This is a genomic window from Methanothermobacter tenebrarum, from assembly GCF_023167465.1.
Lineage (GTDB): Archaea > Methanobacteriota > Methanobacteria > Methanobacteriales > DSM-23052 > Methanothermobacter_A > Methanothermobacter_A tenebrarum.
In genome coordinates this window covers 597,823-612,780 of record NZ_AP025698.1, presented here as the reverse complement: position 1 = coordinate 612,780, position 14,958 = coordinate 597,823, and the positions used below count along the sequence as shown (strand labels likewise).

General features: G+C 40.9%; 17 protein-coding genes. 8 read left to right on the top strand and 9 right to left on the bottom strand.

What is annotated here, in order from left to right; genetic code table 11:
• The first annotated feature begins 88 nt into the window (after positions 1 to 88).
• Positions 89 to 472: a CopG family ribbon-helix-helix protein gene (locus MTTB_RS03405; RefSeq protein WP_248565106.1), complete on the top strand. Its 384-nt coding sequence runs from the start codon at positions 89 to 91 to the stop codon at positions 470 to 472.
• Here the strand turns inward: MTTB_RS03405 and cobM are convergent.
• From cobM to MTTB_RS03390, 3 genes are read right to left on the bottom strand one after another with little or no spacing between them, the layout of a single operon-like run.
• Positions 459 to 1,226: a precorrin-4 C(11)-methyltransferase gene (gene cobM, locus MTTB_RS03400; protein ID WP_248565105.1), complete on the bottom strand. Its 768-nt coding sequence runs from the start codon at positions 1,224 to 1,226 to the stop codon at positions 459 to 461. The two genes, MTTB_RS03405 and cobM, sit on opposite strands and share 14 nt — an antisense overlap.
• A 15-nt stretch (positions 1,227 to 1,241) precedes the next feature.
• Positions 1,242 to 1,496, bottom strand: coding sequence for a TIGR00304 family membrane protein (locus MTTB_RS03395; RefSeq protein WP_248565104.1), 255 nt, complete (start codon positions 1,494 to 1,496; stop codon positions 1,242 to 1,244).
• A 24-nt stretch (positions 1,497 to 1,520) separates the two neighbouring features.
• A complete protein-coding gene (locus tag MTTB_RS03390) occupies positions 1,521 to 2,003 on the bottom strand; it encodes a methyl-coenzyme M reductase family protein (RefSeq protein ID WP_248565103.1) in 483 nt (160 codons plus the stop codon).
• 105 nt (positions 2,004 to 2,108) lie between these two features.
• Here MTTB_RS03390 and MTTB_RS03385 point away from each other — a divergent pair, with 105 nt between their 5' ends.
• From MTTB_RS03385 to MTTB_RS03355, 7 genes are all read left to right on the top strand, one after another.
• Positions 2,109 to 2,549, top strand: a complete 441-nt coding sequence (locus tag MTTB_RS03385; RefSeq protein WP_248565102.1) for a hypothetical protein — start codon at positions 2,109 to 2,111, stop codon at positions 2,547 to 2,549.
• Position 2,550: 1 nt separating this feature from the next.
• Positions 2,551 to 3,042 carry a hypothetical protein gene (locus tag MTTB_RS03380; protein WP_248565101.1) on the top strand — a complete coding sequence of 164 codons (492 nt, stop codon included), beginning with the start codon at positions 2,551 to 2,553 and terminating at the stop codon, positions 3,040 to 3,042.
• A 138-nt stretch (positions 3,043 to 3,180) separates the two neighbouring features.
• Entirely contained in the window at positions 3,181 to 3,558 is a 378-nt protein-coding gene (locus MTTB_RS03375) for a roadblock/LC7 domain-containing protein (RefSeq protein ID WP_248565100.1), read from the top strand.
• A 2-nt stretch (positions 3,559 to 3,560) separates the two neighbouring features.
• Positions 3,561 to 4,736, top strand: a complete 1,176-nt coding sequence (locus MTTB_RS03370) for a GTP-binding protein (protein ID WP_248565099.1) — start codon at positions 3,561 to 3,563, stop codon at positions 4,734 to 4,736.
• 7 nt (positions 4,737 to 4,743) lie between these two features.
• The gene (locus MTTB_RS03365; RefSeq protein WP_248565263.1) at positions 4,744 to 5,436 is read left to right on the top strand and encodes an RAD55 family ATPase; all 693 of its coding nucleotides are present in this window, start codon (positions 4,744 to 4,746) and stop codon (positions 5,434 to 5,436) included.
• Between the two features lie 15 nt (positions 5,437 to 5,451).
• Positions 5,452 to 6,132: an RAD55 family ATPase gene (locus MTTB_RS03360; protein ID WP_248565098.1), complete on the top strand. Its 681-nt coding sequence runs from the start codon at positions 5,452 to 5,454 to the stop codon at positions 6,130 to 6,132.
• The gene (locus MTTB_RS03355; RefSeq protein WP_248565097.1) at positions 6,129 to 6,986 is read left to right on the top strand and encodes a tetratricopeptide repeat protein; all 858 of its coding nucleotides are present in this window, start codon (positions 6,129 to 6,131) and stop codon (positions 6,984 to 6,986) included. The genes MTTB_RS03360 and MTTB_RS03355 overlap by 4 nt, the downstream gene beginning before the upstream one ends.
• Here MTTB_RS03355 and MTTB_RS03350 read toward each other — a convergent pair.
• The 6 genes from MTTB_RS03350 to MTTB_RS03325 form a co-directional block, all read right to left on the bottom strand.
• On the bottom strand, positions 6,966 to 7,847 hold the full coding sequence (locus MTTB_RS03350; protein WP_248565262.1) for an MraY family glycosyltransferase: 882 nt from the start codon (positions 7,845 to 7,847) through the stop codon (positions 6,966 to 6,968). The two genes, MTTB_RS03355 and MTTB_RS03350, sit on opposite strands and share 21 nt — an antisense overlap.
• An 87-nt stretch (positions 7,848 to 7,934) precedes the next feature.
• A complete protein-coding gene (locus MTTB_RS03345; protein ID WP_248565096.1) occupies positions 7,935 to 8,396 on the bottom strand; it encodes a helix-turn-helix domain-containing protein in 462 nt (153 codons plus the stop codon).
• Positions 8,397 to 8,491: 95 nt separating this feature from the next.
• Complete coding sequence (locus MTTB_RS03340; RefSeq protein WP_248565095.1) at positions 8,492 to 10,051, bottom strand: DUF530 domain-containing protein; 1,560 nt, start codon at positions 10,049 to 10,051, stop codon at positions 8,492 to 8,494.
• A gap of 28 nt (positions 10,052 to 10,079) precedes the next feature.
• Complete coding sequence (gene metG, locus MTTB_RS03335) at positions 10,080 to 12,041, bottom strand: methionine--tRNA ligase (protein ID WP_248565094.1); 1,962 nt, start codon at positions 12,039 to 12,041, stop codon at positions 10,080 to 10,082.
• 54 nt (positions 12,042 to 12,095) lie between these two features.
• Positions 12,096 to 12,284 carry a hypothetical protein gene (locus tag MTTB_RS03330; RefSeq protein WP_248565093.1) on the bottom strand — a complete coding sequence of 63 codons (189 nt, stop codon included), beginning with the start codon at positions 12,282 to 12,284 and terminating at the stop codon, positions 12,096 to 12,098.
• Positions 12,285 to 13,125: 841 nt separating this feature from the next.
• On the bottom strand, positions 13,126 to 14,550 hold the full coding sequence (locus MTTB_RS03325) for a Mur ligase family protein (RefSeq protein WP_248565092.1): 1,425 nt from the start codon (positions 14,548 to 14,550) through the stop codon (positions 13,126 to 13,128).
• Between the last annotated feature and the right edge of the window lie 408 nt (positions 14,551 to 14,958).

The window sequence follows — 14,958 nt, the reverse complement described above, 5'->3', positions numbered from 1 at the left end:
CTCCCTAAAAAATTTTATTAATAACACAAAGACTTTTTAATAATTTTTATGATAATCTTTTTAAATGTTTATTAATATAGTTTTGGTTATGACCGTGATCAGCATCTCAATAAACGAAAAACTCCTAGAGGAAATAGACGCTTTGAAGGATGAGATGGGGTTTTCAAGCCGCTCAGACATTATAAGAACAGCCTCCAGAATGTTAATAGATGATACAAGGAAACAAATGGATATAAAAGGTGAAGTTAATGGTGTGATTTTCCTAATACACAAAAGAGAGGTTGAAGATAAGGTTAACGATATCAAACATGACTATGAGAGCATCATAAATACGCAGATTCATAGTCACCTGAAAAATAAGAATTGCCTTGAAATTTTCATCCTAGAAGGCGAAGCCGAGAAAATAAAAGAACTCACTTCTAGATTTCGAAACTGTGGGAAGATGGAACACCTTGAACTTATAATAATCTAGCCCTACGATATCCATGACTAAAACTGGCATCATATAACTTCGAACTTTCAAAATCTCCAGGTTCGAGAACATCACCCACTATGATGATGGCGGTCTTCTTAATATTACTCTCCTTCACTTTATCTTCTATATCAGAGAGTCTGCCCTTTATTATCTCCTCATCATCCCACGAAGCCCTCTTAACCACGGCTACTGGTGTATCATCATTATAATGTTCCTTTAAACTTTTAACAACTTCTCCAATTTTGTGGACTCCGAGGAATATGCACATGGTGGAATTATGACTTGCAAGATCGCCCAGATCCTCTCCAGGGGGTACTGGCGTCCTCCCAGAAGGCCTAGTGATTATAACAGTCTGTGAAACCCCTGGTACAGTTAACTCCCTCTTAAGGGCGGCTGCGGCGGCGAAAAGCGAACTCACCCCGGGTATGATATCAAAGGGGATGTTTCTCTTTTTAAGCTCCCTCATCTGCTCCATTATAGCCCCATAAATAGACGGATCACCTGTATGTATCCTGGCAACAATCTTCCCAGAATCGGCACCATCCACCATAACATCTATTATCTCATCTAATGTCATGGATGAACTATCATAGATCTCGGCAGAATCAGATGCAAAATCTAGAATCTTCTTATTCACAAGGGAACCTGCATATATTATAATATCAGAATCTTTGATTATCTTAACGGCCTTTAAAGTTAAAAGTTCCGGGTCTCCAGGCCCTCCACCAATAAAAAACACTTTCCCTTTCATAGGAACATTCCCACGTTACAGTATACTCCTATAAAATAATATGTAAGCCACTATCATTAGTATTATGGCCATTAGGAATCCTATGATGGCCATCCCCCGGTCACTTCCAAAGATTATGGGGATGGGTCCTAGCATTATAACCCCGCCTGTTTTAACCTCTGCACCTTCCTTTGTCTTGGTAAATATGCTCATGATACTAGCAGCGAATATAATGAAAATACCTAGGATTATGAGGATTATCCCAACTATTATCAGTGAGTTGGTGTTCAAGTTTTATCAGACCCCCGATTGAATTTAGTGGATAATCTTTTTCCTATATTCGGTTGCGCCTTTATTATCTCTTTTTTCTAATAGTTCCATTTCCACCATTGCATCTAGTACTCTTGACAGGTCGCTGAAGCATTCTGGTGAATTTTCGCAGAATTTAATTTCACATGGGCAGATTAGTTTTTCTTCTATTTCTTCTTCTCCCATCCATTGAGGGTTTCTAGTTAATGAGTCATGTAGTAGTATGCAGAGTAGTATTCTCCTTTCTTGGTCTTCGTCAAATGATAATTCTTGGATGAACCCTTTTATACCTGTTACAAGCGTCTTTAATTGTTCCTCTTCTTCTTCGGGTATTATTGTCAGGGCTTTAACTTCCTCGGCTAGGAAGTATTCTCCCCTGCTGACGTTGAAACGATCCTTTTTAAGCACTAAACCTCCAATGTCCTCAACATATTCTTCGAATTCCTCGAACCTGTAGGGGCCTCCGCTGAATAATATTATCTTATACATTCCTATCCCCATTATAATATATCTTGTGTGGGGTTCTACTATAAAAGTCATAGGGGGAAAATTATATTAATATTTTATCATATTATCATACTATTGGTGGAGCCTATGATTGGATGTGAAAGGGGAGTTTTCACAGCGGATTTTTTGATCTCATTCCTCTGCCTGTTTTCCATAATATCCTATTCAATGGCCATAGCATCTTATAGGATAGATTATGCTAATGATGATAGGATATTAACTGATCTAAGGGTTTTAATGGATGAGTTGGCTGGTAAGATTAACCTTGTATTGGCTGGTGGCCCGGGGCATGAGGTAATCTTCACAGCCCCTCCTAATCTTCATGGTTCAGGGTACCAGTTGAGGGTCAATTCCAGTGGAGTATATGGTATGGTTAATGGCAGGTATGGTAAATCCCCCATCTACCCTTGTATGGTAGTCGATTCTAATGGGAATCCCAGGACGATCATATTGAGGCCCGGCTTCACTTATAAGATTAGAAGCTTTAGAGGGGATCATGGGAGTATTATGATAGAAGAGGCGAGATAGGATGGACGGGGGGCAGATAACAGGAGAGTATATTCTCCTGTTAGGGTTTATCATCCTAACACTTATTCCGGTATCCTATTTTTTGGAGGATAATCTAGAATTGGATATTGCTATTGCTGCTGCGAGGGATGGTGCCATCCAAGGGGCTGACATGAATGAACTTGCAGTTTATCCATGGAATGCATATTATAAGTATGAGACGGGGAAGGCTGTGCTTTTACAACCATCTTCTATCCAGATCATTAAAGTGGAGGCTATAAGGAAAGGATACAATGAAACTTATAGAAAATATAAGATCAATCTTATAGCATATGCTCACTTGGAAAGGGATGTTTCAGATGATTGTAAAGATTCACTAGGAGATAGGATAAACTATTATATGTGGAGAAACATTTGTTTAACATTTAAAACAGAGAATATGACGAATGATTTTTATAATCCGGCCTTTTCATACAATTACATGTTCACAACACCAGATGTGAAATGGGTGTAAAAAAAATCGAAAACCACTAGTATGATAAGATTATAAACAACCTATCATAATTTACGTGCTTGGGTAGACACTCACATAATATGTGGGGGCTTCACATGAGGTTATATATAATTTGAAAATTCTTGGTTGGGTGGATTTATGACCAAAACAAAAAAGGAAAAATTGGATGATGTTCTTTCAGGTTTCATGCAAGTTGGGCAGATAAGAGCGTGTGGGATCGTATCCAAAGAAGGTCTTCTTATAAATGCACGCACACCCCCTGATGTGGATGCGAGGATCTTCTCAGCTTTATGTTCCACTATCATGGGGGCTGCGGAGGCGGCCTCTGGTCAGATGAACACTGGTGCAGTGGATGAGATCACTGTAAGAACTGAAGGGGGTATAATAATTTTAAAACCTGCAGGTGAGAAGGCCATATTAACGGCACTCGCAGAACCAGACGCCCAATTGGGACTTTTACTCGTTGAAATGGAAACTAGAGCAGGGCAGGTTGAAGAAATCCTCAAGGAGATGTGAAGATGAAAAGGACTTACATCCCAAAACTTGACGATATACTTGGTGGTGGCATAATCGATAACGCTTCTGTAATGTTTTCTGCCGTTCCTGGTGTGGATTATGAGGCTTTTGGTTACCAGATGTTAAATGGACGATTAAGGGATGGGGATAAGGGTTTCGTGTTCACGAATGTAGCCGAACCTGAAACGATAATATACGAGTTCAGATCCTATGGTTGGAATCTTGAAAAATTCCTAGAAGATAATCGGGCTTTTTTTGTTGATGGAACTTCGCCATTCATGGGATTGCCATCAGATGCTAAATATTCCATCGAGGATTATTCACAGGTAGAAGAGGCGATCCTGGAAGCTATAGAGGATGTGCCAGATGGTATAGGTGTTATAAATAATCTTTCAACCCTAATAGATTATCTTGGAGAAGATGAGACAATAAACATTATAAAAAAATGGAACCTAGATGGCAAAAAATATAATACAAGCCTAGTTTATCTCTTCACAAAATGGGATTATAACTTCGATCTGGTCCAGAACCTTAAGAAATCCATGGATTGTGTGGTTGAGATTAAAACAATAGAGGAAAGGGTTATAATAGGTCAAGGTTTTATGGTGGCCCATTCTTCATGGTCTAAACCATCAGATACTATGGTCTTATTCTTTGTGGTGCAACCGGGAGGAGTTAAGGTATACATACCCAAGATACTAGTCACGGGCCCATATAATGCGGGTAAATCGACTTTCGTGAAGAAGATATCGAAGAGGTCTGTTTCAGTTGATAGGAAGGCTTTATCGGCTTTCCCAACCACGATAGCATTGGATATAGGACATCTTGAATATAAAGGTTTTATAGCTGATGTATTCGGCACCCCTGGCCAGGAACGGTTCGACCTGCTATTAGATGTTCTAGGCAGGGAATCAGTTGGTGCTTTTATTATCGTTGACTCAACAGCTCCGCAAACATTTGCGAGGGCCAAGGAGATGATAAGGAAGGCGAAGGCAGAAGCCATACCAAAGGTTCTAGTCGCAAATAAACAGGACTTACCAGGGGCGCTTTCACCCGAGGAAATACGTGAAAAGATGAAACTCGGCGAGGATATCCCTATCATACCAGCGATAGTAACAGAGGGGAAAGGAGTTACTGATGCCCTTGAAGCCCTCTTAGGACTGCTCTATGGTGATTGAATTGATTGTGAGGATCTCCTCAGGAATTCCAGGTTTAGATGAGCTCATGGGGGATGGTGGTGGATCATTTGTAGATAACACTGTTACACTCATCTACGGCCCCCCAAAAGTGGGTAAATCCATATTCTCTTATCAATTTGCATATGAAGGTCTTCGTAATGATGAACCATGCCTCTATATCAGTACCGATTATGGTCTGAAGGACATGGAAAGGAATATAGCCAATTTCGGTTGGAACCTTGATGAGTATATCGATAATGAAACTTTTTATCTTATAGATGCGATATCAACAATTGCGGGCGTGGAAGTTGAAAGTAAACCCAACTATTTCCTAGCATCTGTACATAATCCTACAGATATCATGGTAAAATTGGGCATGGCCATACGCCAGATAACATCAAAGGCGTCCCGTTTCAGATCAGTTCTTGATTCGTTAACAACCCTCATGGCGTTCAATGACGAGGTCTTGATTGTAAGGGTGTTCACAGTTTACATAATGCGTATAAAAGAGAGTGGGGGGACGGCCATTGTAACTTACACTGAAGGTTCAGCTTCTTGCAAGGTCGAGAACATGTTAAAGGCCATAGTGGATAATATAATCCACCTTGATGGGGAGAATCTCACCATAGAGGCCATGATTGGGGGTGGTAAGATAAAAGCGCATTATGATATAACCCGTGAGGGTATAATAGTTGACTAGATTTGTGTGATGTTCATGAAAGACCAGGAAGTGAAGGTTTTGGAGGATCTCCTCGAGGATGTGGCGCCAGGGGATCTTATACTAGTCCATGGCCCTCCTAAGGTGGGTAAGTCCATATTCTGTTATCAGTTTCTTTATTCCGGCCTTGAAGGTGGCGAACCGTGCTTGTATATAGTGGCTGATTATGGTTCAAGGCAGCTTGAGCAGAGGATGATGGAATTTAATTGGTTTCTACGACCATATATTCAAAGTGGTGACGTTTATATAATAGATCTTTTAACCCGCTTGGCTGGTGTTAAGGTTGAGGATTCGGTGACATTAAGGTTTTCATCGGTCCAGAACCTTACCGATCTTATGGTGAAGGTGGGTGTGGGTACACGTTCATTATTCAGGAAATCATCCAAGTTTAGGAGTGTATTAGATTCCCTCACAATGATGTTCGCATTTAACCCCCCAAGCCTTGTGTTGAGGCTTGTGAAGGCTTATAAGACTCGTATAAGTGAGGCTAGGGGTATAGGGGTTGTGGTGCATACAATAGGAACTGTTGAACCTTCGATTGAAACTTCTTTGATGGATTTAGCTGATCTAAAATTATGTTTTGATGGGGAGAAAATCCAAATAGAATCTTCAGCAGGGAGAAGGTCTGCCCAATACACTATAACAGATAATGGGATTGAATTTTGGGGGATAAAATGATATTTGACCTATTTGGAAGGAGAAAGTCATTAGAGGATTATATCCGTCGCCTCCAGGAATTATGGGAGGAGGAATTCGATATCCTTTTATCCATAGCAGGGTATTATCTTGATGAGGGCGAGCATGAGGATGCTATGGAATATCTTGAAAAGGCGTTTAAAGTAGCTGTTGAATTGGATGATAAGGAACTCGAAGCCCTCGTATTAAATTCTATGGGTGAGGTTTACCTGGATAAGCGGGAGTTAGATATTGCCATTGAATATTTTAAGGAAGCATTCAAAATTTATTCTTCAATTAAATCACCCCACAAGGCTGAGATGAAAGAAAAGATAAACGAAGTTGAGAAGATGAGAGAAGCCATAGAAATGGCTGAATTGCGTAAAAGGCTTGAAGAGACCCCCACCCCTGAACCGGGGAAGTTCAAAGTTGATATTGACAGGATACTACCAAAATTGAGAACATTATTTGGACGTTTAGAATCAGTATATGAACCATCTGCGGGCACCATTGAGGAGTTGAAAGAGGCCCTAGATATAGCTACTACAATCAACGACGAATCGGGTGAGGCTTCCATCCTCCTAATCCTTGGAAGCCGTTCATTCGAAGATAAAAATTATGATGAGGCATTCAATTATTTTAAACGGGCTGAGGAGATATTCACTAAGAGGGAGGATAAGCTGTCACTTGGGATTGTGAATGTTTTCCTGGGCGTCATACATTTCATTAGAGGGGATGAAGAAGAGGCTTTAGATAATTTTAAAAGTGCAGTTGAACTTTTTAGGGATTCAGACGATCTTGAGGCTTCTAAGATTGTTGCGGATATTTGTAGGTTATTATATCGGGTCAAGGGGTAGTATAAAAGCTAGTAGTATCCCAAGGGAACCGAATAGTACCCCTATAAACCATACAATGAGCACAACATGTTTTTCCTTCATCGGCCTTCTTAGTATCCATCTTATAAGCGAATTAAACCCCTCTGGGGGTGCTACAAGTTTACCATCTTCTGTCACCCTTGTGGGGGCGTGTTGATGCCTCTCCATCACACCAGCACTATAAAATTTTAGGAGAGAATCTATTATATTCGGCAATAATACGATGAATGCTATGCTTTTTATACGTCCTATGAATGCCACAGCAGCTATACATGCTCCTATTATAAGTGTCCCAACATCTCCTGGGAATACGCGTGAGGGGTAACGATTGTATATTAAAAAGGCCAGGAGAGCCCCTAACATTGTCATTGTGATGAGTGAAACATCATATTTTCCCATTATTATACAGGATGCTGTGAGTGATATCATGGCTATAGATCCCAATCCTGATTCGATCCCATTCAAGCCGGCTAGCATGTTAGTGAGGTTTGAGGCTATGGAAACTGCTATTGGCATGCTTATAAGATATAGTATACCCACGTTAGGGGGGGCTACCCATATGAGTGGGAGTCCTGCCAAGAATAAGAGGAATAGTTTTTCCTTTGATGAAAGCCTTACAAGGTCATCTACCATGCCCACGAGGCCGACTAATATGATGACAAGTAGGGTTACTATGAATTCATAGTGGAGTTTTGGGAATGTGCAGATTGCTATGAACATTCCTATTATGAATCCGAATAGTATTCCGATGCCACCCATTTCGGCGACTATCGGCTTGGAGATTTTGTGGATGTCTTTCCCGACAACGTTAGCATTCCTTAGTTTGTTTATTAATCTTGGCATTACAAGGTAGGTTGATGAAAACGCCACGGTGAAACAGATAATGGATACTGTTATTATAGTGTTAAATTCGACTGTCAGCAACTCTGATCACCCTTTTTTGATTATGTAATAGACTGTCCTTAGGGGTATATTAAACTTTTCCGCTATTTTTTTCGCGGGCACGCCCTCTTCTGCCATTTTCCGCACGCGCATTCTCGTGATTTTATCATATTTAGGCTTGGGACCCCTTTTGAGTTTCATATCCCCTTTAAGGTAGTATATTGTCTTGATGGGCATCTTTGTTATATTCGCTATCTCCTTTGGGGTTTTACCTTCGCTTATAAGTTTTCTGATCATCTTCACGTCCTTTTCAGCATATTTACGCCGTCTTTTAGGTTCTACTTTTATTCCCAGGTCTTTGAGGGCTTTGAGGTATTTTGGTGGGATTCTATTATATAGGCTGGGTGGGCATGTGATCTTTTCAAGGTCTGGGTTTTTTTCAAGGACTTCTATTATTCTACGTGAGGTTAATGGCTGGTTTATATGTATTTTTTTAGCCAATGTGATCACTTTCTCCCCCTTTTTAATAACATGGTCACTGTTTGGGGTTCCTTATTATATTAGGATGGGGGGTTAACTGTGAATGTTAGCATGTGATGTGGGGTTTATTTGATCATTTCCATGAAGAGCCTGGCCTTGTCGGCTGGTTTTCTGAGGGTCTTTATATTCTCTTTTTCTTTTTTTAACTCGTCTAATGTAACAGAAAATATACTGGCACATGTTTTTTCATCTATATCAGATTCTAGGTTGATTAGAGCGGCTCCGAAGGCTCTTTGGTTGATTTTCATGTGCAGGCCTTTTGTTTTTTCTTCTATTTCAAATTTTTTCAATAATAATTTTTGAGGATTTTTTATATAGAATATTTTCTCCCCATATTCTCTGAGGAGTTTAACAGCTTCTCTGTCCATCCTATTAAATATTTTTGCCTGTCTCAAGTCTAGGACCGGTCCCAGTCCGGGGAATGGACCTGCATATTTACTTCTCCTATCATATGATGTTGTGAGATAGTAGCAGGTGATATCCCATAGTATTAGTGTTGTGGGGGTTCTTGAGAAGATATTCTTGACTATTTTCTCTCTCAGTTCTAGGTCGGATTTAAGGTCTGGTTTTAAATTTCCATTTTCATCTGCCAGACCTTCCTGGATGAGGAGGTCCTCTAGTCTTCTTTTTCGGATTTCTTCAAGCTCTTTACCTTCTCTTATAAAGGGTGGGGAGTATTCTCTGGCTTCTTCCTGTATTTCATCATATCTTTTAACTAACTGTGGTTTTTTTAATCTTTTTTGGAGGATTTCATCTTCTCTGTTGACTATGAAATCTTGGATGAAGCCGGAGTAGGCTAGTGCTAGTGCTGTTCTAATGTGTCTGTCATTGATTATTGTGGATTTTCTACGGTGAAATTGTATGAATTCTATCCTTGCATGGGGTCCGTATTCTTGTTTTATTTTTTTTTCATAGTCGATGTGGTCGATGTCTTCAATGGTCATCCTTTTTCTGATCCAGCGCCCGGATTTGGGGACTTTAACGATCATTGTCGCCGAGGTTATGGTCCCACTTTTCTCATCCTTTAGGAGTCTTATAATTTCTTTGAAGGATTCTCTGGCCCATGGGGTTAATTGGGAGATCTTGACCATATAATCTCCTGAAAGTGGGAGGTATGGTATTATCTGGGGACGTTTTATGTTTCCTTCCTCGAATTTTACTTGGAGGGTGGAGCCGCATTCACATTCTCTAGGTTTATCTTCTGGCAGTTCGCCGAGTCTGAAGGTTTTTTTGCATCTTTCACAGGTTAAGGTGGCGTGTTCTTCTAGGTGGCCTAATGCTATTTTGTGGGATGCTATTGCAGAGTTTACCCTGTCTAGGATGTTCTTTTTAAGTGAGGCTTTCATCCTGAAGTATTGTGTTTGTCTTCTTATGTCATGGAGGTCTTCTGCTTTCAGCTCGCCTTTTAGTGGGGGCCCGTAGATCGCCACTGACCGGTATGGTGTTTTGAATCCTTTCAGTTCCATCCTCTTTTTTATTTTTTGGAGTTTTCTTAGATTGGATCGTAGATAGGAGTATGTTCGGATGAAACCTTTGGGGTCTATAAGATCATCTGGGTTTATCCTATGGCTTTTTATACTTTCTAGGAATCTTTCAGATTTTGCTATGAGGGCTGGTTCTTCCATTTTATCAACGATATTATGTGTGTGGGGTCTATTTTATCTTTTCACCTATTTCACCATCTTCTACTGTTAGTAGGCTCATTTTTTCTGCTGTTGCGAGTATCATGCCCTCAGATTTTGTGCCGAATAATCTTGTAGGTTTTATATTGGCTAGTACTATAACTTTTTTCCCGGGGAGTTCACTTGCTGAATATTTTGATCCTATACCGGCCACTACTTGGATTGTCCTATCATCTAGGTCAACTTTCAATTTTAGCAGTTTTTCTGAGCCTTTGATCCTGGAGGCTTCTAATATTCTGCCTACTCTGAGGTCTAATTTTGCGAAATCTTCTATGCTAATATATTCTTGGGTTTTTGTTTTCTGGTGGAGTTTGCGTTTTTCTTCTTCTATGATCTTGTCTTGGATCTTGGCGAATAATGGTTTGGCTTTTCTGATTTCGTGGCCAGCCTTTATTGGGGTGGTGGCATCATCCCAGGAGGCATCCTCTAAATTGAGTATCTTCAGTATCCTGGCGGATTTCCTAGGCATGTATGGTTCTAGGAGCACTCCTATTGCCTTGGCTAACTGGTTACAAGTGAATATGCAAGCCGCGGCCCTGTTGGGGTCTTCTTTGATGGTCCTCCATGGTTCCTGGTCGTTGAAGTACTTGTTACCTTTCTTTGCCAAGCCTATTATCTCTACGAGTCCTTCCCTGAAATTGAACCTTTCAATGGCATCTTCGATATCTTCTTTAGCCTTTTTAATATCCTCTATGATTTTGATGTCCTGATCTTCTAGGTTGGCTTCTGGTATCTTACTGTTGTAGAAGCGGTTGGTGAAGGAGAATGTGCGATGGAGAAAATTGCCTAGGATGTCTGCTAGTTCATCATTCACTCTCCTTTGGAAATCCTCCCATGAGAAGTCTGTGTCCCTTGTTAGGGGCGCGTTTATTGTAAGATAATATCTTAGGATGTCGCTTTCAAACCTTTCAAGGAATTCTGATGTCCAGATAACCCAATTCTTGCTCGTGGACATCTTCTTACCCTCGAGGGAGAGGTATTCTCCTGCTATGATATTATCTGGGAGTTTGCAACCATATGCCATGAGTAGGGCTGGCCAGAAGATCGCATGATGATAGATTATATCCTTGCCTATGAAGTGCACTACTGTATCGTCCCAGTATTTTCTCCAGTTTTTGCCCGTTTTTTCGCTCCATTCAACCGCTGATGAAATATAACCTAGGAATGCTTCCCCCCAGACGTAGATTATTTTTCCCTTGGCTTCTTTGAGTGGTACTGGTATGCCCCATTCCATGTCCCTTGTAAGTATCCAATCTTTCAGGCCTTCCTGCACCCACTGTAGTGCATAGTTTTTAACATTCGCGGGCAGGTTTTTATTTGATTTTATCCATTCAAGGAGTTTGTCCTGGAATTTGCTCAACCTGAAGAAATAATGTCTAGATTTTCTGATCTCTGGTTTTGAGCCGCAGATCATGCACTTGGGGTTGACTAATTGTAGGGGTTCAAGGTGTCTGCCGCAGGCTTCGCAGTGGTCTCCTCGAGCCCCTTCAGCCCCGCAGTATGGGCATTCACCTTCAACGTACCTGTCAGGGAGAAAACGTTGACATTCACTGCAATATAATTGTTTTATATCCTTTTCATAGATGAAATCCTTTTTGTAGAGTTTTAGGAAGAAGTTTTGGGCTATCCTATAATGTAGGGGTTTGCTTGTACGTGAAAAATTATCGAATGATATGTCACATGCTTCGAGGTCGCGGCGGATCATCTTATAATAATGGGTGGCCACCTCCAGGGGATCTTTTGATTCCTTCTCGGCCTTGACAGCTATTGGGGTTCCATGTTCGTCTGTTGCGCATACAAATAATACTTCTCTTCCTTTTATCCGATTGTAGCGGGCGTATATGTCCGCCGGTATATATGTTGATCTTAGGTGTCCAAGGTGCGTTGGCCCGTTGGCGTATGGAAGTGCACAAGTGATAAATACTCTCTTCAATGTTTATTCCTCCTATCCAAGAAAATAGATTATCTACAGATAAATACTTTAATATTAGCCGTGAGCTACCCCCCTTGGGGTTTTTTCTGTTTCAATGATGGACTGGTTCTCGTAGAGGGGTTTTCTCATTGGTCTGGTGACTGTCCCAGCCCCGGCTTGAGTATCCTGGTAGCGGATATTAAGGGTACTTGCCCCGGTTGTTGCTAAAAAATGTTGTCTTCTCAACAATATATAGGCTTTCATCTCCACTGGGGGCTTCCCCCATATAAAACTTAAAAAATTTTATCATGTTACTGTTTTATGGTATGCTTGGTGGTTGTTAGATGAAGGTTGAAATGTGCTCTATTCCACTAGAATCCGAGAAGCCTATTATAGACCCTCCAGTTTAAGTGAAACATAGGATGGTGTAGGTACAATTCAAAAAAGACACACAAAACAACATATACTGGTTTAAGTGAAACATAGGATGTGTAGGTTGGTATTTTCGCATGTCTAGTTCTTGTATCTTCTCCCTTTACCAGATGCTATGGACAATGCAACTGGTAAGCATAGGAGTGTTAGCCACGCCCCTATACTAACTCCATTCTTAGCTTTCTTTGGCCTTTTCAGGCCACCCTACCGGCGCCGATTCTTTGATGATTTTTTTTGACATTTTCACAGTCCACGGCTACCCCCATAATATAACCTAAGGGATCCTTCTTTTTACTGTTTTGGGTCATCTTCTCCTTTTGTTATCCCCATATTATACCCTATCAAGGATAGTAACTTCACCCGCTTCAAGAAAAAGAAAAGGATACAGATCGGATCCACAGGAGAAAAGGCAACCCTCCTCCTATCCAAGAATCTTCACCCCACGCTTATTATATGCTCCAACCCCCAGGGAACTTCACAGCCCCATCAGGAGGCCTTGGCGGCCTCCACTTAACATACATGACAAAAAAATATCCTGATAATAAGTGTTCATAGAATTAGGAGGTTTCACAGGAATCGAAAAAGGAGAGGATCATCAGAAACCTTCTTCTCGCAAGGGAGGGGGTGGGGGATTAAACAAATGGGGGGGCCGTGTGGTTCGCAAGATGAAGGATCATCTAAGGTGGGATTTGAATTTTGTTTTTAGTCTGGCCCAGAGTAGGTGTTCTGGCCCGCAGCCAGTGACTATGATGGATTCTGTGGAGGACTCTTCTATGATTTTGAGTATTTCATCTATTTTCTTGTCCATGTGCTTGTTTGATGTTGGATGGAAGCTGGCGTTGAAATGTTCTTTGATGGTATTATAGTAGTTTTTCGCGGCGGAGGTTGATTCTCTCCCTGGGAAAACATGGATTTTCTTAGGCTTCGCGGATTTGATAACTCTTAGGTGGTCTTGGAATATTTCATCTTCGTTTTTGTCTGGGGTTGTATAGATGAGTGTCATGTCTTGTGATGGATGAATTTGTAGGTTGGCTTTTAACGCGTCTCCATTGTCTCCTTGGCCTATCCCCACGGTCTTGTCATCTAATTTGAATATTTCGAATCTTCCGGGTGGTAGGGTGAATTTTTCAAGTTCTTGGGCTGTTTTTATCATGGTCTTTTTTATGTTTTCTGGGTGGGGTGTGAATGTGATATAGGCTGTGGATGCGCAGAGGAAATTGTATAGGTTGTGGATGCCAAATTTTGGAATTTTTAATTTGAATTTTGATGAGATCTTTTTTTGGTTTGTATAATTGTATGTTTCACTGTTAATTTCTATTTCCCACTTTTTGTCCTTTTCGGATATTCTTGTTATTTTGACGTTGGGTTCTGGTCTTGAAAACCCACAATTGCATTTGTATATCCCACGGTGGTTCAGGTACCTTTTTGAATATTCTAGTTTTTCGTCGCATATTGGACAATTGACTGGTGCACTTAAGGGTGTTTCATCCTCCAAGCCCACCTCAAGACCATAGTAGGCTACTTGGACGTCTTTTTCTTTTTTCATCCCAATATAGGCCGTTCTTGGGTCATCAGCATTGCAGATTATAGCACCCCTTTCCATTGGTGCTGAGAGCAATTTTTTGGCTTTGAAATATTCTTTGAATGGGTTTTTCTCTCCTGCGACTATTGTGTGTTCTCTAGAGATTGTTGTGTAGATGACGCCAATGGGATCCACGTATTTACAGACTGTATCTGGGAGTGAATATTTAGATGTTCTGATACCATATTCAAACACTCCTAGATCGGATTCCCTTTTTAGTAGTCCTGTTGCAACAGCATTTATTGTGTTACTGTCAAAGTTGCATGAGACTGAAGAATCTTTTTTTAGGAGTAGGCATAACATTTTTGTGGTGGTTGTTTTACCGTTTGTCCCTGTTATGAGTATGTTCCCTATCTTCGACCTTTTTGAAAGTTCTCTTAGACAATCAAGTCCACCTATCCTTAGGAATAGGTACCCTGGGAAACTTCTACCCATACCTTTTCCAAGTTTGACTATGAGACGAGCTAATCTCCCAAACATATATGCTATAGTACATTTGAAGGTGAATTTCATCATACTCTCTCTCCATGCTCCTGAATCTATCCCTATATAAGACCTAGTTAGCTAGAAAAGTGGATACTACTTCATAGTATTTAACTTTCTCGGCGGGAACCCCCATGGGGGATGAAAGCCGAAAAGTTTTATATATTTAATACATTTTTTGTCCTCCACTAGGAGGTTGGGATGCGGTGTCCTCATCATCCTGTAAAATTGCAGGGTGGATGGGTAGGGTTTGGGACGACCCGAATTCACCCCCTGGAGATGAGACCTCTACTCGGCATCCTTGCTTTGGCTGTGGTTGCTGGGCAAGTCCCGTCGTTGAAGCAGGAAGCCCCTCCAATCAGGGAGGGGGTGGTTCACCATGTTCATTTGGGTTATGTGACTTGGGAATGTTTATAAGTGGTGGCTTGCCTCAATGGTGGG

Coding starts and splice junctions, on each gene's coding strand:
- MTTB_RS03405 (WP_248565106.1), top strand. CDS start 89: ATGACCGTGATCAGCATCTCAATAAACGAAAAACTCCTAGAGGAAATA.
- cobM (WP_248565105.1), bottom strand. CDS start 1,226: ATGAAAGGGAAAGTGTTTTTTATTGGTGGAGGGCCTGGAGACCCGGAA.
- MTTB_RS03390 (WP_248565103.1), bottom strand. CDS start 2,003: ATGTATAAGATAATATTATTCAGCGGAGGCCCCTACAGGTTCGAGGAA.
- MTTB_RS03385 (WP_248565102.1), top strand. CDS start 2,109: ATGATTGGATGTGAAAGGGGAGTTTTCACAGCGGATTTTTTGATCTCA.
- MTTB_RS03380 (WP_248565101.1), top strand. CDS start 2,551: ATGGACGGGGGGCAGATAACAGGAGAGTATATTCTCCTGTTAGGGTTT.
- MTTB_RS03375 (WP_248565100.1), top strand. CDS start 3,181: ATGACCAAAACAAAAAAGGAAAAATTGGATGATGTTCTTTCAGGTTTC.
- MTTB_RS03370 (WP_248565099.1), top strand. CDS start 3,561: ATGAAAAGGACTTACATCCCAAAACTTGACGATATACTTGGTGGTGGC.
- MTTB_RS03360 (WP_248565098.1), top strand. CDS start 5,452: ATGAAAGACCAGGAAGTGAAGGTTTTGGAGGATCTCCTCGAGGATGTG.
- MTTB_RS03355 (WP_248565097.1), top strand. CDS start 6,129: ATGATATTTGACCTATTTGGAAGGAGAAAGTCATTAGAGGATTATATC.
- MTTB_RS03350 (WP_248565262.1), bottom strand. CDS start 7,847: ATGCCAAGATTAATAAACAAACTAAGGAATGCTAACGTTGTCGGGAAA.
- MTTB_RS03340 (WP_248565095.1), bottom strand. CDS start 10,051: ATGGAAGAACCAGCCCTCATAGCAAAATCTGAAAGATTCCTAGAAAGT.
- MTTB_RS03330 (WP_248565093.1), bottom strand. CDS start 12,284: ATGAAAGCCTATATATTGTTGAGAAGACAACATTTTTTAGCAACAACC.
- MTTB_RS03325 (WP_248565092.1), bottom strand. CDS start 14,550: ATGATGAAATTCACCTTCAAATGTACTATAGCATATATGTTTGGGAGA.